At 69.6% G+C, this 21,130-nt stretch carries 18 protein-coding genes and 1 pseudogene; 14 read left to right on the forward strand and 5 right to left on the reverse strand.

Annotation, left to right across the window (positions count from 1 at the left end; genetic code table 11):
* Positions 1-185 precede the first annotated feature (185 nt).
* The 6 genes and pseudogenes from RPIT_RS15570 to dinB all read left to right on the forward strand — a co-directional run.
* A pseudogene (locus RPIT_RS15570) lies at positions 186-630 on the forward strand (IS1634 family transposase); the annotation flags it as partial.
* A gap of 400 nt (positions 631-1,030) precedes the next feature.
* Entirely contained in the window at positions 1,031-1,333 is a 303-nt protein-coding gene (locus RPIT_RS03890) for a DUF6504 family protein (protein ID WP_077340838.1), read from the forward strand.
* On the forward strand, positions 1,333-1,599 hold the full coding sequence (locus RPIT_RS15575; RefSeq protein ID WP_077340840.1) for a hypothetical protein: 267 nt from the start codon (positions 1,333-1,335) through the stop codon (positions 1,597-1,599). Before RPIT_RS03890 ends, RPIT_RS15575 begins: the two co-directional genes overlap by 1 nt.
* Positions 1,572-1,703, forward strand: coding sequence for a hypothetical protein (locus RPIT_RS16090; RefSeq protein WP_418361368.1), 132 nt, complete (start codon positions 1,572-1,574; stop codon positions 1,701-1,703). Before RPIT_RS15575 ends, RPIT_RS16090 begins: the two co-directional genes overlap by 28 nt.
* The gene (locus RPIT_RS03900; protein WP_218121514.1) at positions 1,703-5,488 is read left to right on the forward strand and encodes a DNA polymerase III subunit alpha; all 3,786 of its coding nucleotides are present in this window, start codon (positions 1,703-1,705) and stop codon (positions 5,486-5,488) included. Before RPIT_RS16090 ends, RPIT_RS03900 begins: the two co-directional genes overlap by 1 nt.
* 1 nt (position 5,489) lies before the next feature.
* Positions 5,490-6,671, forward strand: coding sequence for a DNA polymerase IV (dinB, locus tag RPIT_RS03905; protein WP_077340842.1), 1,182 nt, complete (start codon positions 5,490-5,492; stop codon positions 6,669-6,671).
* Positions 6,672-6,683: 12 nt separating this feature from the next.
* Here the strand turns inward: dinB and RPIT_RS03910 are convergent, their stop codons facing one another.
* Genes RPIT_RS03910 through RPIT_RS03930 form a run of 5 tightly spaced genes read right to left on the reverse strand, consistent with a single transcriptional unit; the run spans position 6,684 to position 11,487 of the window.
* Positions 6,684-7,076, reverse strand: a complete 393-nt coding sequence (locus tag RPIT_RS03910; RefSeq protein WP_162274485.1) for a DUF3040 domain-containing protein — start codon at positions 7,074-7,076, stop codon at positions 6,684-6,686.
* Positions 7,077-7,119: 43 nt separating this feature from the next.
* Positions 7,120-9,297 carry a transglutaminase TgpA family protein gene (locus tag RPIT_RS03915; RefSeq protein WP_077340846.1) on the reverse strand — a complete coding sequence of 726 codons (2,178 nt, stop codon included), beginning with the start codon at positions 9,295-9,297 and terminating at the stop codon, positions 7,120-7,122.
* On the reverse strand, positions 9,294-9,893 hold the full coding sequence (locus tag RPIT_RS03920; RefSeq protein WP_077340848.1) for a DUF58 domain-containing protein: 600 nt from the start codon (positions 9,891-9,893) through the stop codon (positions 9,294-9,296). Before RPIT_RS03920 ends, RPIT_RS03915 begins: the two co-directional genes overlap by 4 nt.
* A complete protein-coding gene (locus RPIT_RS03925) occupies positions 9,803-10,522 on the reverse strand; it encodes a hypothetical protein (RefSeq protein ID WP_077340860.1) in 720 nt (239 codons plus the stop codon). Before RPIT_RS03925 ends, RPIT_RS03920 begins: the two co-directional genes overlap by 91 nt.
* Positions 10,523-10,524: 2 nt before the next feature.
* The gene (locus RPIT_RS03930; protein ID WP_418361369.1) at positions 10,525-11,487 is read right to left on the reverse strand and encodes an AAA family ATPase; all 963 of its coding nucleotides are present in this window, start codon (positions 11,485-11,487) and stop codon (positions 10,525-10,527) included.
* A gap of 171 nt (positions 11,488-11,658) precedes the next feature.
* Here RPIT_RS03930 and mraZ point away from each other — a divergent pair, with 171 nt between their 5' ends.
* The 8 genes from mraZ to murD all read left to right on the forward strand — a co-directional run bounded on the left by mraZ (position 11,659) and on the right by murD (position 21,128).
* Complete coding sequence (gene mraZ, locus RPIT_RS03935) at positions 11,659-12,096, forward strand: division/cell wall cluster transcriptional repressor MraZ (protein ID WP_077340862.1); 438 nt, start codon at positions 11,659-11,661, stop codon at positions 12,094-12,096.
* A gap of 153 nt (positions 12,097-12,249) precedes the next feature.
* On the forward strand, positions 12,250-13,176 hold the full coding sequence (gene rsmH, locus RPIT_RS03940) for a 16S rRNA (cytosine(1402)-N(4))-methyltransferase RsmH (protein ID WP_226996379.1): 927 nt from the start codon (positions 12,250-12,252) through the stop codon (positions 13,174-13,176).
* Positions 13,173-13,688: a cell division protein FtsL gene (gene ftsL, locus RPIT_RS03945; protein ID WP_077340866.1), complete on the forward strand. Its 516-nt coding sequence runs from the start codon at positions 13,173-13,175 to the stop codon at positions 13,686-13,688. Before rsmH ends, ftsL begins: the two co-directional genes overlap by 4 nt.
* Before the next feature lie 209 nt (positions 13,689-13,897).
* Positions 13,898-15,655, forward strand: a complete 1,758-nt coding sequence (locus RPIT_RS03950; protein WP_077344195.1) for a peptidoglycan D,D-transpeptidase FtsI family protein — start codon at positions 13,898-13,900, stop codon at positions 15,653-15,655.
* Positions 15,655-17,205, forward strand: a complete 1,551-nt coding sequence (locus RPIT_RS03955; protein ID WP_093664682.1) for a UDP-N-acetylmuramoyl-L-alanyl-D-glutamate--2,6-diaminopimelate ligase — start codon at positions 15,655-15,657, stop codon at positions 17,203-17,205. The genes RPIT_RS03950 and RPIT_RS03955 overlap by 1 nt, the downstream gene beginning before the upstream one ends.
* Positions 17,198-18,616, forward strand: a complete 1,419-nt coding sequence (locus tag RPIT_RS03960) for a UDP-N-acetylmuramoyl-tripeptide--D-alanyl-D-alanine ligase (protein ID WP_226996330.1) — start codon at positions 17,198-17,200, stop codon at positions 18,614-18,616. The genes RPIT_RS03955 and RPIT_RS03960 overlap by 8 nt, the downstream gene beginning before the upstream one ends.
* Positions 18,613-19,683 carry a phospho-N-acetylmuramoyl-pentapeptide-transferase gene (gene mraY, locus RPIT_RS03965; protein ID WP_077340871.1) on the forward strand — a complete coding sequence of 357 codons (1,071 nt, stop codon included), beginning with the start codon at positions 18,613-18,615 and terminating at the stop codon, positions 19,681-19,683. Before RPIT_RS03960 ends, mraY begins: the two co-directional genes overlap by 4 nt.
* Positions 19,665-21,128 carry a UDP-N-acetylmuramoyl-L-alanine--D-glutamate ligase gene (murD, locus tag RPIT_RS03970; protein WP_077340873.1) on the forward strand — a complete coding sequence of 488 codons (1,464 nt, stop codon included), beginning with the start codon at positions 19,665-19,667 and terminating at the stop codon, positions 21,126-21,128. The genes mraY and murD overlap by 19 nt, the downstream gene beginning before the upstream one ends.
* The last annotated feature ends 2 nt before the right edge of the window (positions 21,129-21,130 follow it).

The following is a 21,130-nucleotide window of genomic DNA, read 5'->3' on the forward strand; positions in this document are numbered from 1 at the left end:
CACTCCGACAGCTAGCAAAATTCTGGGGGATCGAACGGTCATCATCAACCTCACTCACGTTGAGGGAGACATTATCAGAGCAGTTCCACAATTGAGGCCTGATTTAGCCTCGATCTTTCATGACGGGCCGGTGTGGGGCTGGTCGGCGCCGGTGGCGTCGAAGTTGAGCTGATTCTTGCAGGTGGGTCAAACGCAACCGGTTCGTCCGCCTCGACGGCGGGAAGAAGAGCATCAACCTCGAGTTGGAGGCTAAGGCCCGCACGCTGGCCGGGTGGAAGGGCTACATCACGAACCTGCCCGACCCGACCGCGGAGATGGTGATCGGCGCCTATCACCAGCTCTGGCAGGTCGAGAAGTCGTTTGCGGATGTCCAAGTCGGACCTCCGGGCGAGGCCGATCTACCACCACAAGCGCGACTCGATCGAGGCGTAGCTGACCATCGTGTTCGCCGCCCTGGCCGTCGCCCGATGGCTCGAAACATCGACCGGCGTGAGCATCAAGCAACTTGTGAAGACGCTGCGGCGCTACCGGACCAGCGACATCCAGGCAGACGACCAGACCGTCACCGCCGAAGACCCCCTACCCGACAACGTCACCCAACTCTTGGATCGGATCCACCAGCGCCGATAGCCCGCTCGACGGCCCCGAACGATGGGCACTAAATGAGCCAAGTCAGGCCTGGCAGGGTCGCAGAGCTGGCAGTAGGTGGCTGGCGACACGACAGTTGAGACCCTTCAAGAGAGCTCTCATCACCCGAAGGGGCGGTTCAGGCGGCTAAGGATTCTTCGGAAACCAGTTCCGGCCATCCCGGTGTTCGCGAAGCTCTTCTCGCAGACCTTGACGTTTTGTCGGTGAGGGGTCGTATAGTTACTTCTCCGAACGCTTGTGCGATTAGTTCGGGGAAGCTCTGGTTGCACAAGCGCTCGGAAATGGGGCCGCCCAGGCCCGGCGTAGCTTCGACCCCTGCGCCGAGCCTGGGCTTCCCGGGTCGATTCAACTTTTCAGTGTCCGCGATCCCCGGGAGGTAGCCATGCGCGCTTACGACGAACCCATCCACGTCCTGTTCCGAGAGGAGCCGCGCCAGTTCATCTGGCGCGACCGGCTGCTGCTGGTCAAGGAGGTGCAGGGACGCTGGAGCCGCGCCATGCCCTGGTGGCTGGGGCAGCAGGCGCGGGCGGCACGCGGGGAGGAGGTCGCCTCAACCCAGGGTGACCTGGTACGCGAGCGGGAGGTGTGGCGCGTCGAAGCGGGCAACGGTGCTCACCGGGGCGTGTACGAGCTGGCCCGCACCGTCGATGCCGAGGACTGGGTGCTGCAGGCGGTGCTTGACTGATGATCGACCTCATTCTGACCAGGGCCCGGGTGCTCGCGTACGAGGCGGACCTGATCGATTCTCCCGCCGAGAGGTACCTCACGGCGTACAGGGCGGCCGAGCAGGTGGCGTTGTCGGTGGTGTCCGGGCTGCCGGGGCCGAGCTCCCGGCAGACGGTGTGGCCGCTGCTGGCACGCGTAGCCCCGAGTTCACAGAGTGGGCGGGTTTCTTTCTCGCGATCGGCCCCCGGGCGCTCGCTGTGCAGGCCGGTGCTACCGCTCAGGTGACGGAACGGGATGCGGCGGACCTGGTGCGCGACGCGCAGCAGTTCCTGACGCTGGTGTATGCGTGGCTCCGTCGACAGGCGAGGGCCGTTTCGGAGGCGTCGTGATGGACCCGTTCATCCATTTGCGGGTCGCCTCCGGATACTCCTTCCAGTACGGAGCAGCGCACCCGGGCTCGCTCGTCGGCGAGGCGGCACGGCTCGGTCTGGACGCGCTTGCCCTCACCGACAGGGGAGGTCTCTACGGTGCGGTGAGGTTCGCCAAGGCCTGCCTCCGGGCAGGGGTGGCGCCCATCGTCGGGGCGGACCTGGCGGTGCGTCCCGACGGGTGGAGCGCCCCACGCCGTCCCGCTGCTGCGCGCGGTGGGCAGCTCCGCGACGAGCGGTTGCCGAGGGTGACGGTGCTGGCCACCTCCCGTTCCGGGTGGGGCACGCTGTGCGAACTGGTCACATCGGCGCAGCTCTCGGGCGACCGGTCCGATCCGGTGGCGACCCTGGAGATGATCGCCCGCCACTGCGCTGGACGCGACGTGGTGGTGCTGCTCGGGGCTGATTCCGAGGCGGGAGAGCTCGTGGCGGCGGGGCTCCCCGAGCCCGCCGCGCGGGTGGTTGGCGACTGGCGCGAGGAGCTGGGCGAGGGGCTTGTCCTGTCCGCCACGAACCACCAGACGGGCGGTCGGGCAGTGGGGTCGGCGCACCAGGCCGGAGGGATGATCGGGCTGGCCGATCGCCTAGGGGTGCCGGTGGTGCTCACCAACATGGTGCGGATGGCGCGCCGGAGCCAGGCCGCCACCCTCGATGTGCTCGACGCGGCGCGCCGGCTAGTGCCGCTCGACGTGCGAAACATCGACCGCCGCAACGCCGAGGGCTACCTCAAGGACACCGATTCGATGAGGGCGGTGGCGGAGGAGGCCGCCCGCCTGGGTGGAAGGGACGACGCGACGACGCTGCTGGCAGCGACCCGCGAACTCGGCCTGCGGTGCCGGCTCGATCCCGTGGGCGACGTGGGGCTGGGGGAGATCCGGCTACCCGAGTTCGAGACGCTCGGCACCACCGAGGCCGAAGCCGCCTCTGTGCTGCGGGCCCGCTGCGAGGCGGGGTTGGTCCAGCGGTACGGCGCGCCCACCCGGGAGGCGGCCGACCGCCTCGACGACGAGCTCGCCGTGATCGGTCGGCTCGGCTTCGAGTCCTATTTTCTGACCGTGGCAGATGTCGTCGGCATGATCCGCGACGACCTGCAGATTCGCTGCGCCGCCCGCGGGTCGGGGGCCGGCAGCCTGGTCAACTACGCGCTCGGCGTCTCAGGGGTCGATCCTCTGCGCTACGGGCTCATCATGGAGCGTTTCCTGTCCCCCCTGCGGCAGGCGTTGCCGGACATCGACCTCGATGTCGAGTCCGCACGCCGCACGGAGGTCTACGACAAGATCCTCGAGACATTCGGCGGTCAGCGGGTGGCCTGCGTCGCCATGATCGAGACCTACCGGGTACGCCACGCCGTGCGCGACGTCGGCGCGGCGCTCAGCCTGCCCCCCGTCGAGATCGACGCCATGGCCAAGGCCTTCCCGCACATCCGCGCCAGGGATGCGCGCGCCGCACTGCGGGATCTGCCGGAGTTGCGCGCCGCAGGGCTGGGCGAGGAGCGGCTCGATGTGTTGTTCGGCCTCGTCGAGTCGCTCGACGGCCTTCCCCGGCACATCGCGCTCCACCCGTGCGGAGTGATCCTCAGCGACTCGTCGCTCCGGCAACGCACGCCGCTGGAGGCGAGCTACGGCGGCTATCCCATGAGCCAGTTCGACAAGGACGACGTGGAGGACCTCGGCCTGCTCAAGCTCGATGTGCTCGGTATCCGCATGCAGTCGGCCATGGCGCACGCGTTGGTGGAGATCGAACGCACCGACGCGACCGGCCCGGCGCCGGCGATCGACGAGTTGGCCCCGTTCGACGACGAGCGCGTTTACGACATGATCGCCCACCGCGCGACGCTCGGGTGCTTCCAGCTCGAGTCGCCCGGGCAGCGCGAGCTGGTCGGGAAGTTCGGCCCGGAGACGTTCGACGACATCATCATCGACATCTCGCTGTTTCGACCGGGACCGGTGAAGTCAGACATGGTCACCCCGTTCCTCGAGGCGAGACAGGGGTGGCAGGCCCCCGACTACCCGCATCCGAGCCTCATCCCGGCGCTCGAACAGACCTACGGGGTGGTGGTCTTCCACGAGCAGGTCATCCAGATCATCTCGATCGCCACCGGGTGCACCCTCGCCCAGGGCGACGAGGCGCGTCGAGCGCTCGGCGACGCGGAGGGCCAGGCGCAGGTGCGCGACTGGTTCGTGCCGTTGGCGAGACAGCGGGGGTATTCGGAGCCGATCATCGAGCAGCTCTGGGACATCCTGGTCTCGTTCGCCTCCTTCGGGTTCTGCAAGGCGCACGCGGCAGCCTTCGCGTTGCCGACGTACCAGTCGGCGTGGCTGAAGAGGCACTACCCGGCCCACTTCCTCGCCGGCATCCTCACCCACGATCCCGGCATGTACCCGAAGCGGTTGCTGCTGGAAGAGGCCCGCCGGATGAACCTCGCGGTGCTGGGCCTCGATGTGAACCGCAGCACCGGTCAGTACCGGGCCGAACGGCTGGACTCCGTGGAGGAGGGGATGCGGCTGCCGGAGCATCTCGGAGCGGAGCACCCGGTCAGTGAAGGGCTGCCGCAGGTGGAGGGGTGGGGGATCCGGTTGTCGCTGGCCGACGTCAAGGGCATCTCGGAGCAGGAGATCGAGCGGATCGTCGCCTGCCAGCCGTACTCGTCCCTCAGCGATTTCTGGAACCGGGCACGCGTGGCCGAGCCGGTGGTGGAGCGGCTCATCCTGGCTGGCGCGTTCGACCGCCTCTACCGGATCGGCCGCCACGCCGCCGTCCAGCGGAGGGGACAGATCACGCGCCGCGACCTGCTGCTTGCGCTCGCCGACCTGCACCGTCAGCGCCGCGCCGACGAGCGGGCGGTGGCGAGGGCGCGCGGGCGGAGGCCTGAGGTGTTCAGCGACGACCCGAGCGAGTTGGCGCGCGCCCAGCGGCAGAAGCCCGGACACGTACCCCAGGCCGTGCAGGGCGCGCTCGATTTCGGGATGGACGACGGCGAGCCGACGGCCGACGTCGTGGCCACGGGACTCCCTGAGATGGACGACGACCAGCGGTTGAAGGCCGAATTGGAGATCCTCGGCCTCGACGCCAGCCAGCACATCATGGGCCGCTACCTGCCGCTGTTGAGGGCGCTGGGCGCCACCAGCTCCCGCACTCTGCTCAACCACCGCAACCAGGCCGACGTGCTGGTGGCGGGGGTCAAGGTGGCCACACAGACGCCGCCGATCCGGTCGGGCAGGCGGGTCATCTTCCTCACCCTCGACGACTCCACCGGGCCGGTGGACGCGACCTTCTTCGAGGACGTGCAGGGGCACTACGCGTCCACGATGTTCTCCTCATGGCTGCTGCTGGTGCGCGGCCGGGTGCGGCGGACCGGACCCCGGGGGATCTCGATCCGGGCGGTCGGAGCCTGGGATCTGGGGTCCCTGTACGAGACCTGGCGCGCCGCGCTCAACGCCGGCTCCACCGAGGCGGAAGCCATCGCCGCGGTCGTCGCGGTGCTGGATGACGTCCCCGAGGGATACAGCCTGGTGGGGGAGTGGGTGGCCCCGGAATCGGCCCCGCCGCTGCCGTCCGACGGCGACGAGCCGCCTCCCGACCCGCAGCAGCACACCCGCGCCGGCGGGATGGGTCGGCGCCGGGTGCTGGTGCACCCCACCGGGTTCAAGCAGTCGCCGTACTCCGATATCAAGCCGGCCGGCACAGGAGCGGCGGAGGCCCCACGCAAGCTGTGGCACTCCAGCCCGGGAAGTTCAGGAAGGTGACATGAGGGTTATCGCACACGTCGATATGGACGCGTTCTACGCCTCTGTGGAGATGGCGCGTCACCCGGAGTTGCGGGAGGTGCCGATGTTCGTGGGCGGTTCCACGCGCGGCGTGGTGCTCTCCGCAAACTACCCGGCGCGCGCCTACGGGATCTCGGCGGGCATGCCGTCCAGCCGCGCCCGTCGGCTCTGCCCCCAGGTGGCGGTCGTCCACCCCGACTTCGACCACTACGGCGCGGTGTCGGCCGGGGTCTCGGAGATCTTCGACACGCTCACCGACAGGGTGGAGATGACGTCGATCGACGAGGCGTTCATCGACCTCACCACGGCGTTGCGGCGGCTGGGCGGGAACCCGCTGCGGGTGGCCCAGGAACTCCGCGCCCAGGTGATGGACGAGCAGGGCATCGCCTGCTCGGTCGGGCTGGGGCCGAGCAAGTTCATCGCCAAGCTGGCGTCGAAACAAGCCAAACCCGACGGGCTGGTGCAGGTGGCGCCGCAGGACGTGATCGGGTTTCTGCATCCCCTGCCCGTCGAGGCGATCTGGGGCGTGGGGGAGGCCACAGCCGAGAAGCTGCACCGGCTGGGGCTGAACTGCGTGCGGGACCTCGCCAACACTCCGCGGGGGACCCTGCAGCGCGCGCTGGGCGACGGCCAGGGAGCGCTACTGTTCGACCTCGCCTGGGGGCGCGACGACCGGTCCGTGCTGGCCCGCGAGCCGGCCGAGCACAGCGTCGGCTCGCAGGAGACCTTCGGCCGTGACACCGACGACGAGGCGATCGTGGCCACCGAGATCCTCCGCATGGCCGACCGCACCGCAGCCCGCATGCGGGCCCAGCAGATGGTCGGGAAGGTGGTGACACTCTCGGTGCGGTTCGCCGACTTCACGACGATCACGCGCACCGGCACCCTCGGCGCCTTCACCGACCGGACCAACGACATCTACTGTGAAGCGATGCGGCTGTTCCGCAAACTCAACCTGCAGCGCGCCCGGATCCGACGGGTGGGGGTGCGGGTGGAGAAGTTGGTTGCCAAGGCCAGTACCTACCAGCAGCCTGCGCTGGACGAGCCCGTGCACGGCTGGGACGAGGCGGAGGCGGCGATCGATAAGGCGGTGCTGCGCTTCGGGCCCCAGGCTGTACAGCGTGCGCGGCTCACCAGGCGGCCGTACCTCGCATCCGCGTGAGGCGCGGCAGGGTCAGAGGTCGCCCTGCTGGCGTCGGCGCCAGCGCTCCTCAAGCTTGTCCATGAAGTCCTGGCTGGTCTGGGCAGGTCCGCCCGACGGCGCAGTGAACCGGGGCCGCGCGGGCTGGTCGGAGTCGTCGCCGACGCGCTGCCAGGAGTTGATCCCGACGAGGGCCCCCACCAGCATCAGCACAAACCCCGCGATGCTGATCGCAGGATGGATCTGGACGCCCACCAGCAGGACGACGACACCCGCGATGAACCCGAGCCCGGCGAGCGTGGCGCGTCGCCGGTGCACCCGGATGGATGACGAACCGCTCAACGTGTCGTGGAGCTTCGGGTCGTCCGCCATGAGCGACGCCTCGAGCTGCTCCAGCAGCTTGCGTTCCTGCTCCGAAAGCGCCATTGGATCTCCCTCGTCGGCCTTGACTGCCATTCTAGGCGGCTAGTCAACTGCCCGGGCGAGCCGGTCGCCGTCGCCGGAACAGCGACGGCGGAACCAGGACCGCACGCCACTGCCGCCACCGGTCGGTGGTCTCCGCCAGACCGGAGCGCACGGCGCGGACATGGCTGGCAACGTCGTCGGCCGGTGCCCCGGCGCGCGCGAAACGGCTCCTCTCCACGGTGTGGGCGAGCGACATCAGTGACGACGCCGCTGATGCGGGCAGCCCGTCGGACGCCGCCTCAGCGGCAGGGACGGGCGAACCGTGAGGCCAGGACCGTCCGTGGTCGACGAACAGATCCTCCACCTCGCGCCACGCCGCGTCTGCAGCCGCACCCGGATCCTGACCGCCTCGCAGGCGCCACGAGCGCAGACCGATCCGTACCAGCGCCGGCAGCCCAAGGAGCACCAGCCCGCCCAGCGTCCAGAGCAGCGCGGGCACCCACCCGGGCACTGAGGACCCCGGATCGCTCTGTGGCGTGGCGGGGGCCGACGGGGACGCGGTGGGGCTCGGCGACGGTTCGGCGGGCTCTGACGGCTCGGCGGGTGCCGAGGGGTCGGGGGAGGGCTCGGCCGGTGCCTGGTCCGCCGGGTCGGTGTAGTCACCGGGCCCCTCAAAGGCGGGCGTGGGCTCGAACGGCACCCATCCCAGGGGTTCGAGGAACAGTTCCGGCCAGGCGTGGGCGTCGTGGGAGGTCACTTCGTACGACCCGTCCTCGAGCTGTTGGCCCGGCGTGAAGCCGACCGCCATGCGTGCGGGGATGCCCTCAATCCGCGCCATCGTGATCATGGCGGCGGCGAAGTGGATGCAGTACCCGGCGCGATCGGCGGTGAGGAAGGCGCTGATGGCGTCGGTGGAGGTGGTGCTCGGGGCGTCCAGCGTGTAGGCGAAGGCGTCCGAGCGGAGCCACGACTGGATGGCCAGCGCCTTCTCGCCGGCGGTGGTGGACGACGCGACCACCTGGGCGGTGAGCTCGGTGACGCCGGGGGTCAGGCCGTTCGGGATCGTCGTGTTCGTCGGATCGACGTCGGCCCCGGCCTCCGCCGCAGCGATCTGGTCGCGGCTGGCATTGACGACCGTGGAGACCACCGAATACTCCAGTCCCACGGTCTGTTGGCTGCGCTCTGGCCCGGACGCCACGACCGCCATGGTGTCGGGGTCGTAGGACCAGTTCCCGGCGGCGTCGATCGAGTCGACCGCGAACGGCACCGGGAGGTACTCCGACGGGACTTCGGCCATCTGCACCTCGACCTCGACCTCGTCGCCCGGGTAGCTGTAGGCGTTCTCCATCCCGAAGCGGGACAGGCGCATGGGCAGCAGCCGGGCGCCGCCGGTGGTGAGTTCCGGCAGCGCGACCGTGCGGAGATAGATGGGTTCGCCGTCGTCGGTGCGGTAGGTGAGCACGGGGCGGTCGCTGGGCCGGCGGAGATCCTCCTCCAGCCGGACCGTGGGGTCGCTGAGCTGGATGGGGCCGTCGTTGCCGGCCTCGGCCCAGGGCTGCTTCTCGCCCAGCGGCGCCAGCGGTGCCGCGGCGAGGGACACCCCGAGCGCGGCAGCTCCGATCGCAGCAGCGGCGACCATCCTGGAGAGGTGGTGCGCGGTGGCCCGCGACGCCCTCCCCACTGCGTCACCGTGGACGCCCGTGACGCTGGCCAGGACCATGAGGAATCCCGCCAGGGCGGGGACGACGTGGGGCCACGGGAGATCCTCCCGGATGACCAGCGCGGCGATGCCGAAGCTCAGCGCCAGCGGCGCTATCGCCCATGCGGGCTGCTCCAGCCCGTTGACGAGCAACTCCACCACCAGCACCAGCGTGGCGGTGAGGAGCAGGATCAGCCAGGCCAGGCCGGGTTGCGGCTCCAGGGGCGGAACGCCGGTACGGATCGCCGCAGTGCCAGCCAAGGTCAGGTCACGAAGGGCCGCGGCGGGTTCCGGCCCCTCGGCGAGGCTGAGACCGCGCCAGGCGACGACCCCGGCGACGCCGACGAACTGGGCCAGCAGGGTCAACGCCCGCGGACTCCGCAGCGCCGCGAGCGCCAGCCCCACGACGGCCGACACCCCGAGCGGAAGAATCGCCTCGTAGAGGAAGGTGTGGTCCTGGAGCATCGTCCGCAGCGGCAACAGCCCCAGCCAGACCGCCACGGCGATGACGACGCTAGTGAGAGGGTGATAGGAGAACCTCACCGTGACACCCTCTCCCAGACCAGCGGGACGGTCTCGCCCGGCCGGTAGCGCTCGACGGTCCAGCCGTGGCCCAGCAACAGTCGGCAGGCCTTGTCGTGCTCCGGGTGAGGGGCGCCGCCCCAGGCGTCGGCGTCAGGGACGAGCGCGATGAGCTTGCGTGCCCTGGCACTCGCGGCGACGAGTGCCGCGGCATCGGACGGCTTGAGCAGTCCGGTGACGGCGATGACCGCCGCCGACGATCCCATCGCCTCCGGGTCGGCGACTGCCTCTCCGAGCCAGTCGATGTCCGATGCGGTCAGATCCGTCAGGGACTCGATCATGGCCCGCTTGGCGGACTCACCGACGGCGCGTCCGGATTGGTGGACGACGCCGGATGGCGAGAGGATCGCAACCCGATGTCTGCCCTCGGTCAGAAGCGCGGCCACCGACGCGACGGCCGAGACCGCCCACTCCAGGCTTCCGCGCGGGCCGTCGCCGAAGTGGGCCGCGGTGCGGGTGTCGACGATCAGCGTGCTGGACGGGTCCCACGGATGCTCCTCCAGCCGGACCATGAGGTCGTCCTGCTTGGCGGACAGCTTCCAGTGGACCCGGCGCATGTCGTCGCCGTGTCTGTGTTCGCGGACCAGGACGTCGTCCTGACCGGCCGGCCCCAGCCGCTGGGGGTGGCGTCACCCGCCGAGCCCATCCCAGCGGCTCCCGACAGCTTTCCCAGCGGCCACACCTTCGGCGTCACCCGGAGCACTGATTCGTCGCCCTTCGCGGTGAAGGTCCGGGCGGCCAGTGCGAACGGGTCGGTTGCGGTGCCGCGCAACGGGCCGAGGTGGAACCGGCCCCGCCGGGTGGCCTCGACGGTGTAGCCGACGGCCTGCCTCCAGCGTCCGAAGCCGCGCGCGATGAGGAAGCTCGCGCCCCCGCCGAGGGGTTCCGGCGCGGCGTCGGCGAACCTCAGGGCGCTGGACTGGGCCGGCGACTGGTTCGCCACGCGAAGCACCACCCGCGTGGTGGTGCCTACCGGGATCTGAGACGGATCGACGCTGCGCTCGTACCGCACGCGAGGGCGTGCGAGCACGAGGTAGACCACTGACAGCAGCGGCAGCGCCACCAAGGCCACCGTCAGCCACAGCAGGTCGAGCTCACCGATGTAGGCGGCGGCGGCGGAGGCCAGTGCGCCGAGCAGTACCAGCGCGACCCCGCGGCCGGTGAGCCGTGTGCCGTTGCGGACCAATGTCAGGCCCGGGCGGGAGTGGGGACGGAGGCAACGATGGACCGCACGATGTCGTCGGGGTCTCTCCTAGCCACCTGCGCCTCTACGGTGGTGAGCACCCGGTGGGCGAGCACCTCCACCGCGAGTGCGGAGACGTCCTCAGGGATGACGTAGTCCCGCCCGGCCAGCGCAGCCTGGACGCGGGCGGCGCGCATGAGGTGCAGCGAGGCCCGAGGGCTTGCCCCGAGCCGGAGGTCGTCGTGGGTGCGGGTCTTGTCGACGATCGTCACGATGTAGTCGTTGATGACCGGGGCCACGTAGACCGCCCGGATCGCCTCGACGGCTGCGGCCACGGCCAAGGCATCAGTAACGGGCGTGACGGTGTCCAGCTGGTCTCCCCCCGCGTGGTGGGTGAGCATGGCGATCTCGGAGGTTCGGGCGGGGTACCCCATGGTGATCCGGGCCATGAAGCGGTCCCGCTGCGCCTCGGGGAGGGGATAGGTGCCCTCCATTTCGATGGGGTTCTGCGTCGCGATGACCATGAACGGCTTGCTGAGGGCGTACGTCTTGCCGTCTGCGGAGACCTGACCCTCGGCCATGGACTCCAGCAGGGCCGACTGGGTCTTCGGTGATGCCCGGTTGATCTCGTCGCCCAGCACGATGTGGGCGAAGATCCCGCCCGGCTTGAACTCGAACTCCCGGGTGGACTGATTGAACACCGACACTCCCGTCACGTCGCTCGGCAGCAGGTCCGGCGTGAACTGGATGCGCTTGACGTCGCCGTGGATGGCGCGGCCCAGGGACTTCGCGAGCACCGTCTTCCCGACGCCGGGGACATCCTCGATGAGGAGGTGGCCCCCGGCCAGGAGGACCGTGACGGCGGTGCGGATCTGCTGAGGCTTGCCTTCGATGACGCGTGCCATCTCCGCTGAGATGCGGTTGGCAAGTTCCGCGACTTCACGCAGCGTGACTGAGGACTCGTTCACCAGAGGCTCCTTTGGGTGGGTGGTCGGCGATGCGGCCGGGACCAGCCTAGTTGCAGGGGGAAGCGAGCCGGGAACACGCCGCAAAGTGGTGCCCCAGTGGAGGGAAGTGGGGTACTGTGGGGCGCAGTGGAGCGAAGTGGTGGCTCGAGGGAGGAAAGGGGGTGCCCGACAGTGTTTCTGGGGACGTATACGCCGAAGCTGGACGAGAAGGGCCGACTCATCCTTCCCGCGCGCTTCCGTGACGATCTCGAGGAGGGGCTTGTGGTCACCCGCACCCAGGAGCGGGCGCTCGCCGTCTACCCCAAGGCCACGTTCGAGGCGCTGCTGCGCCCCGTGCTCAACGCTCCCAGCACCCTCAAGCAGGTCCGCGACTATCAGCGCATGCTGACGGCCGGGGCCAGCTTTGAAATCCCAGACCGGCAGGGCCGCGTGACGATCCCCCCGTTGCTGCGCACCTACGCCGGACTGGACCGAGACGTCGTCGTGATCGGTGCGGGGGACCGCGCCGAGATCTGGGACGCCTCGACCTGGCTCACCTACTCCGACGCCAACGAAGACGGATTCGCGGAGATGGACAGCGCAGTCACAGCCCTGTTGGGCGATCAATAGCGGCCTCGTCCGGTGGCTCCCGGCCGGCGCCCTGACTTCACTTCCCCGATGTCAGGTCCCCCGGAAGGGAACCTCCAGACGAGGACCACACACAACACCAGAAGGGTCGAAACCATCGCAACGCAGGGCTTTGCCGACGTCCACGATCCGGTCATGCGCGACCGGATCGTCGAACTGTTGCGCCCCGCGCTGACAGCGCCGGGCGCCGTGTACGTCGACGGCACGCTCGGGTTGGCCGGTCACGCCATCGCCATCCTTGAGGCCTGCCCTTCCGCCCGCCTGATCGGGATCGACCGCGATCCGGATGCCCACGAGGTGGCTCGCGAGCGGCTGGGGCACCTGGCCGACCGGGCCACCCTCGTGCAGGCGGTCTACGACGAACTGCCCGAAGTCCTGGAGGACCTGGGCGTCGACACGGTGGACGCCATCCTCCTCGACCTCGGCCTCTCGTCGCTGCAGATCGACCGGACCGACCGCGGGTTCGCCTACCGGGTCGACTCGCCACTGGACATGAGGATGAACCAGGGGGAGGGTCAGACCGCCGCCGACGTGCTCAACACCTATTCTTCTCGCGACCTTTCCAGGATCCTCCGCCGCTACGGCGAGGAGAGGTTCGCCGACCGCATCGCGCGCGCCGTCGTCGCGGCACGGGAGGCCGAACCGTTCCGCACGTCCGCCCGGTTGGTGGAGACCATCTCCGCGGCGATTCCGGCGGCCGCGCGCCACACGGGCGGCCACCCTGCCAAGCGCACCTTCCAGGCTCTGCGGATCGAGGTGAACCGGGAACTGGCTGCGCTTGAGGCTGCACTCCCAGCGGCAGTGGGGGCACTCGCGGTCGGTGGCCGCATGGCCGTCCTCAGCTACCACTCGCTGGAGGATCGGCTGGTCAAGCGCACGTTTGCCGAACGGGCCACCGACCGCGGGCCCCGGGACATGCCCGTGGTGCCCGATCACCTGCGGGCCGAGCTGGCGCTGCTCACGCGAGGCGCCGAGCGCCCGGATCAACACGAAATCGACACCAACCCCCGGGCCGCGTCCGCGCGGCTGCGGGTCGCCCAACGAGTGAAGGAGGCCGCATGAGCGCCCAGCAGATCGCCCAGGATGTCCAGCCACGCCCGCGGCTGCGGGTGGTGCCCGCAGCTCCGACCGCCGCCGTCTCCACCCTCGGGTTCGTCGGCATCGTGTTGTCGCTCCTGGCGGCGGGGCTGGCGCTCGTGATGATCGTGACGACCTCCGTCGGGGCTCAGTCGAAGGAACTTGCGTCGCTGCGCACCACCTCTACCCAACTCGGGTACCGCGCAGCGGCGCTCGAATCCAACCTCCAGCGCGCGTCGAGCGCCAACGCGCTGGCGCTGCGCGCCACGGAGCTGGGCATGGTGCCCAACCCGTACCCCGCCTTCGTCAATCTCGCCGACGGGACCGTCACCGGGGAACCCACCAAGGCCACCGGTGATGAGATGCCGTTCCTCAGGGGCATCGCCCCCTCCCCGGCGGAGCCGACGGTGCCCATCATCACCCCGGCCCCGGAGCCGCCCCCGGCCGTGGCTGATCCGGCTCTCGTCGCGGCGGGCTCCACGGAGGAGCAGCCGTGACGGGGCAGCGGCGGCCGGCGCCCGGCGCGAAGAAGCGCCCCACGACTGCCTCCCGCGGGACGAACCCGGCGAAGAAGCCTCGCCCGGCTGTCCGGCCGACCGGCCGACCGGCCGGGCGACCGGCCGGCAAGGCCAAGCCGGCACCACGGCGGTACCGCAAGTCGGTTCGGCTCCCCGTCGGTCGCCAGTCCGTGCGCATCCGTGTCTTCATGGTGGTGGTGGCGATGCTGCTCGGCGGCGCCGGTCTCCGGGCTGTCCAACTGCAGGCGCTCGATTCGCAGGCCTTCGCGGCCGAGGCCGCTGCCAAGATGCAGTCGACGCGCGAGCTGCCCGCCACGCGGGGCAGCATCACCGACCGCAACGGCGTGGTGATGGCCGCCACCGAACCGGCCATGATCATCTCCATCGATCCCGACATGGTGCGCACCAACGGCGCCGACAAGCGCTACGCGATGAGCGCGAAGAAGCAGGAGGAGGCGGCCGCGGCACCGGACGCCGTGGCGGAGATCCTCGTCAAGCATCTCGGCGGCAAGAAGCAGACGTACCTCGACCTCATCGCCACGCCTGACTCGCGCTACGAGATCGTTGAGCGCAAGGTGCCGGCCGACGTCTACACCGCGATCCAGGCCGACATGAAGCTGGGCATCGACCAAGACCGCAGGCGTCCGTGGTTCGGCGTGTTCGCCGACCCCGACCCGATTCGCGTGTACCCGAACCGCAGCGTCGCATCCAACGTGCTGGGGTTCATGAACGCCGAGGGCGAGGGCGCCGGCGGCCTCGAGTACTCGCTTGAGGAGGGCCTCCGCGGCACTCCCGGGCAGACCACCTACGACCGCTCCACCTACGGCAGGATCCCCCTGGGCACCAACGTGATGACCCCGGCGGTGGACGGCAACAGCTACACCCTCACGATCGACTCCGACATGCAGTGGATGGCCGAGCAGGCGCTCGCCGATGGCGTCCGGGAAGCCGGGGCCAAGACCGGCAAGCTCGTCATGATGAACACCAAGACGGGTGAGCTTCTGGCGCTGGCCAACTACCCGAGCTACGACTCCACCAACCCCGGCGCGGCCGAGGAGGAGGACAGGGGCAACCGGGCGGTGACCGAGGTCTACGAGCCGGGCTCGGTCCAGAAGGTGCTGACGATGGCAGCGCTGGCCGACTCCGGCCTCGTGACCCCGGCGACCAAGGTCGTCGTGCCGCCGAGGATCGCGTCCGGCGGAGGATATGTGCGCGATTCGTTCGACCACGGCACCATCAACCTGACGGCGCGGGGGATTGTCGCCCAGTCCTCCAACATCGGCACGATCCAGCTTGCGAGGCAACTGCCGAAGGCCGAACTCTCCCGATACCTCCAGGAGTTCGGGCTCGGCACCAAGCCGGGGACCGGCCTGCCCGGTGAGTCGACGGGGGTGGTGCCCGGCGCCGACATGGCCGACTACACCCGCGATCAGATCGCGTTCGGGCAGGGACTTTCCGTCAACGCAATCCAGATGGCTGCCGCGGTCTCGGCAGCGGTCAACGGTGGCGTCTACCACCAGCCGAGGCTGATCCGGTCCGCGACAACCTCGGACGGTACGCCGATCGAACTGCCGACGCCCGAATCGCGGCGTGTCATCTCCGAGGATGCGTCGTCGATGGTGGTCGAGATGATGGAGTCGGTCATCACGCTGAATGACTCGCGCGCCATCCCGGGGTACCGGACCATCGGCAAGTCCGGCACCGCGCAGCGGTTCGACCCCGCGTGCAAGTGCTACAACGGCTTCACAGCGTCGTTCGTCGGGGCGGCCCCCGCAGAGGACCCCCAGATCGTGGTGTACGTCGTGCTGGATCAGCCGACCAACGGCAACCTGGGCAGCCGCCTCGCTCTGCCCGTGGTCAACAACGTCTTGTCGCTGGCCCTGCCCCGGTTCCACGTTGCGCCCTCCACCGCCGAAGCGCCGGAGCTACCGCTAACGTTCGACTGATGGACAGCCCGCTTCGCCCCGCCGATCCGCCAGCAGCCCCACTCTCGGTGCTGGGGGCGGGCCTGGGACTCATGGGCGACACGACGGCCGACGTGTCGCTCACCGGCATCACGCTCGATTCCCGCGCCGTCCAACCGGGGTGGTTGTACGTGGCACTCCCCGGCACGAGGGCCCACGGTGCCCAGTTCGCACGCAGCGCGGTCGAATCCGGCGCCGGAGCAATCCTCACCGACGACGAGGGCCTGGCGCTCCTGCGGCGGGAGGACGTGCCGGTCGTCGCGGCCGCGGACGTACGGCGGGTCATGGCCGTCATGGCCGCGCGACTCTTCGGCGAGCCGGCTCGAGGGATGACCATGCTCGGGGTGACCGGAACGAACGGCAAGACGACGACCGTGGCGTTGCTGCAGGCCGGGCTCGCGGCCGCCGGGGTTCTCTGTGGCACCATCGGCACGATTGGATTCAGGCTCGGGGACGCGGAGATCCCATCGACCCGCTCCACCGTGACCACCCCCGAGTCGCCAGACCTGCAGGCGCTACTGGCGGTCATGTCGGCCCGGGGTGCTGAAGCGGTCGCGCTCGAGGTCAGCTCCCACGCCCTCGCGCTCGGCCGGGTGGAGGCGATCGAGTTCGACGTCGTCGGGTTCCTCAACCTCGGCCGCGACCACCTCGACTTCCATCGCGACGTCGACGACTACTTCGAAGCGAAAGCCGCGCTGTTCGAGCCGGGCCGGTCCAAGGTCAGCGTGATCTGGGTGGACGACCCACGCGGGAAAGAACTCGCTGACAGGGTGGCGGGTCACGGAGCCAGTCGCCTGGTGACAGTCGGCACCGCCGCCGGGGTGGACTACCGGCTCGAGTGCTACCGACCGGTGGATCCGCTGGGAGGCACCGCCACCGTGACCCGCGACGGTGAAACGCTGGACCTCACCTTGTCGCTGCCGGGGGAGTACAACATGATCGACGCCGCCGTCAGCCTCGCCATGCTCGAGGCGGCCGGCACTCCGACGGACGCCGCACTCCGAGGACTCAGGGCGGCCCAGGTCCCCGGCCGGATGCAGCGCGTGCCGCTCGACGGGCCCGCCCCCATGGTCGTCGTCGACTTCGCGCACACCCCCCAGGCCGTGTCAGCGGCGGTCGAGTCGTTGGCTGTGCTCGGACCCGTGATCACCGTGCTCGGGTGCGGGGGAGACCGGGATGCCGACAAGCGCCCCCACATGGGGGCGGCGGCGGCCCGGGCGAGCGCGCTCACGATCGTCACCGACGACAACCCCCGGAGCGAGCCTCCGGAGGACATCCGTGCGCAGACGCTCGCGGGAGCGCGTGCAGCGGGCGGCGACGTTGTGGAGGTGCCTGGACGACGCGCCGCGATCGAAGAGGCCCTCCGGAGGGCCGCCCCCGGTACGGTGGTGGCCATCCTCGGCAAGGGACACGAGCGGGGACAGATCCTGGCCGACCGCACGGTCGACTTCGATGACGCACAGGAGGCGACGCACGCGTGGCGCCGTCTGACGGAGGAAGGGACGCAGGATGCGGCCACGCTTGATGAGTGAACTCGTCGATCTGATGCAGCCGGCTCCGGTCGAGTTGTTCGGTGAGGACGCGACTGTCGGCCCGGACGTCGTGATCGACAACCGCGAGGCCACGGAGGGCTGCCTGTTCGTCGCGATCCCGGGGGAGAGGGTCGACGGCCACGCGTTCGCGGGCGCGGCCGTGGAGGCCGGCGCGCGGGGGATCATCGGCATGTACTCAACCGAGGCCGACGTGCCGCACCTCCTCGCGGAGGATTCCGTGACGGCCCTGAGCTGGCTCGCGCGCGGGCTCGTCCGCGAAGCCAGGGCCCGCGGCATGATCAGCATCGGGGTCACCGGCAGTTCGGGCAAGACCAGCACGAAGGACCTCATGGCGCAGGTGTTCGAGGCCGCCGGCCCCACCGTGGCACCCGTCGGATCGCAGAACAACGAGGTAGGCGTCCCCCTGACCGCCTGCCGGATCGACGACGAGACGGCCTACCTCGTCTCCGAGATGGGGGCCCGGGGGATCGGGCACATCTCCTGGCTCACCTCCCTGGTGGGCCTCGACGTCGGCGTGTGCCTCAACGTCGGCAGGGCCCACGTCGGCGAGTTCGGGGGGGTCGAGGCGACCGCGAAGGCGAAGTCGGAGATCGTCGCAGATCTCAGCAGTGAGGGCTGGGCGGTGCTGAACGCCAACGACCCGGCCGTCGCCGCCATGCGCGAGAGGACCAGCGCCCGGGTTGCCTGGTTCGGCGAAGGGGACCTGCCTCCCGGTGATCTCCGCGTCTCCGCCCGTGACGTCACACTCAACGGGCTCAGCCAGGCGAGCTTCGAGCTGGTGGTCTCCGACGACGACGGCGACCGGACGGCAAGAGTGGAGCTCTCGGTCATCGGCCGGCACCAGGTCATGAACGCCCTCGCCGCTGCAGCGGCCGCCGTCGCCGTCGGGCTGGATGTCGAGTCGGTCGCGTCGTCGCTGTCCGGGGCGACGCAGCGGTCCAGCTGGCGCATGGAACTCCTGCAGCGCCACGACGGGGTGCTGGTACTCAACGACGCCTACAACGCCAACCCGGACTCGATGGAGGTGGGCCTCCGGACCGCCGTCGAGTTGGGGCTCAGCACCAGGGCGGAACACCCTTCGGGTCGGGTGATCGCGGTCCTCGGCGACATGCTGGAGCTCGGTCCCCTGACCGAGGAGAGCCACGTGGAGCTGGGACGGCTCGCGGCCGACATGGGTGTGGCCGAGGTGATCGCGGTCGGCGAGAACGCGAGCAGCATCGTGGCCGGAGCGACCGCGGAGGGGCTCGCCGCGCGGGTCTCGGATCGCGACTCCATCGCATCGTCGCTTAACCTTTCCCCCGGCGATGTGGTCCTCATCAAGGGATCGCGAGGCGTCGGGCTGGAAACCGTCGCTGCTGAACTGGTTGCCCTGGACGGAGACGACTCATGATCATGATCCTGCTCGCGGGCGGGCTGTCACTGCTGTTCGCAATGCTGGCCACGCCCCTGCTGATCAACTTCCTCACCCGGCGACAGTACGGCCAGTTCATCCGCGAGGACGGTCCGACCGCCCACTACGTCAAGCGTGGGACGCCGACCATGGGTGGTCTGGTCATCGTCGGAGCCGCCGTGCTCGCCTACTTCGTCGCGCACCTGCTTCGCTGGCAGGCACCGTCCCTGTCGGCGTTGCTGGTGCTCGGCCTGGCCATCGGCATGGGCACGCTCGGCTTCCTCGACGACTGGGCGAAGATCTCGAAGGAGCGCAGCCTGGGGCTCACCCCCCGAGGCAAGCTCATCGGCCAGTTCCTCATCGGCGCCGCCTTCGCCCTGCTGGCGCTGAACTTCCCCAACGACCGCGGGCTCACCCCAGCGTCCCCGGCCGTCAGCTTCCTCCGCGACATCAACTGGTTGCACCTGCCGCTGTTCCTCGCGGTGCTGTTCATCGTCTTCCTCATCATGTCCTGGTCCAACGCCGTCAACCTCACCGACGGGCTCGACGGGCTCGCGGCCGGCAGCGCCACCCTCGTGTTCGCCGCCTACACTCTCGTGAGCATCTGGCAGTTCAACCAGTGGTGCTCCCGCGCCTCGACTGCCGGCCCCCGCTGCTACGTGGTGCGTGATCCGCACGATCTGGCGGTCGTCGCCATCGCGTTCGCCGGAGCGTGTTTCGGCTTCCTGTGGTGGAACGCGAAGCCCGCGAAGATCTTCATGGGGGACACGGGATCCATGGCCATCGGAGCGACGCTGGCCGGTCTCTCCGTGCTCACCCGCACCGAGCTGCTGCTCGTGGTTCTCGGCCTCCTCTTCGTCATCGAGGTCGGCTCGGTGGCGCTGCAGGTGGGCTACTTCAAGGCCACCAAGGGCAAGCGGATCTTCAAGATGTCGCCGATCCATCACCACTTCGAACTCCTCGGCTGGCAGGAAGTGACCGTGGTGATCCGGTTCTGGATCATCTGCGGGCTCTGCGTGGCCCTTGGCGTCGGCATCTTCTACGCGGAATGGGTGGTCGGCCAGTGACCGGGGAGTGGATCCGCAGCGCGAACAGACTGTCGGACTGGAGCCGTGCGCAGGTCGTCGTGGCGGGGCTGGGGGTCTCCGGATTCGCCGCTGCCGACGGGCTGATGTCGCTGGGCGCCAAGGTCACGGTCCTCGACGAATCGGAGTCACACGCCGACAAGGCGACCCTGCTGGAGACCCTTGACGTCACTGTTCGGCTCGGCAGGGGAGCGACGGCGGAGCTCCCGCCCGGTACCGACCTCGTGGTCACCTCGCCCGGCTGGCGGCCCAGCGCGCCGCTGCTCAAGCAGGCGGCCGCCGCCGGAGTGCCGGTGTGGGGGGAGACCGAACTCGCGTGGCGGATGATGCAGCCGGACCGTTCCATCCCGTGGCTGGCGGTGACCGGAACCAACGGCAAGACCACCACCACCCAGATGCTGGAGTCGATGCTGATCGCTGACGGGCGGAAGGCAGCCGCGGTCGGAAACATCGGCCGGCCCATCATTGAGGCCATCCTCGACGACGTCGACTACGACGTGTTCGCCGTCGAGCTGTCGAGCTTCCAGCTGCACTGGATGAACAACGTCAACCTGCACTCGGCCGTCGTGCTCAACGTGCACGCCGACCACCTCGAGTGGTACGCCGGGGACGACGGGATGCAGCGCTACACCGACGACAAGGCGAAGATCTACCAGGGCGTCACCCATTCGTGCGTCTACAACGTCGATGAGCCCGTCACCGAGCGCATGGTGGAGGACGCCGAGGTGGTCGAGGGGGCACGGGCGATCGGGTTCACGCTGGGAACCCCGGCCATCTCCATGCTGGGGATCGTCGACGACCTCATCGTCGATCGCGCCTTCGTCGAGCAGCGCCGTGACTCCGCCCTCGAACTGGCGAAGATCTCCGATGTGCAGCCGTTCGCCCCGCACAACGTCGCCAACGCGCTCGCCGCCGCCGCCCTGGCGCGGAGCTACGGGGTCCGGGCCCCCTCCGTTGCCGCCGGCCTCCAACGCCTGCAGCTGGCCGGCCACCGGATCCAGAAGGTCGCCGAGAGCGGTGGGGTGGCCTGGGTGGACGACTCCAAGGCCACCAACCCCCACGCGGCGAACTCGGCCATGCAGGCCTTCGACTCGTTCGTCTGGATCGCTGGGGGTCAGGCAAAGGGGACGACCTTCGACGAGCTCATCTCCTCGCACCGGAGCAAGATGCGCGGCGCCGTGGTCATCGGAGTCGATCGGCACCTCATCGCCGAGACGCTTGCCCGACACGCGCCCGACCTCCCTGTCCGCGTGCTGGACAGCACCGACACTGGGGTGATGGACGAGGTGGTCGCCCTGGCTGGGGCCATGGCCCGACCGGGCGATACGGTGCTGCTCTCCCCGGGCTGCGCCAGCCTCGACATGTTCGACAGTTACTCGGACCGGGGCGACGCGTTCGCCCAGGCCGTCGCCCGGTATCTCAACTAGAC

This window comes from Tessaracoccus flavus (assembly GCF_001997295.1).
Classification (GTDB): Bacteria; Actinomycetota; Actinomycetes; order Propionibacteriales; family Propionibacteriaceae; genus Arachnia; species Arachnia flava.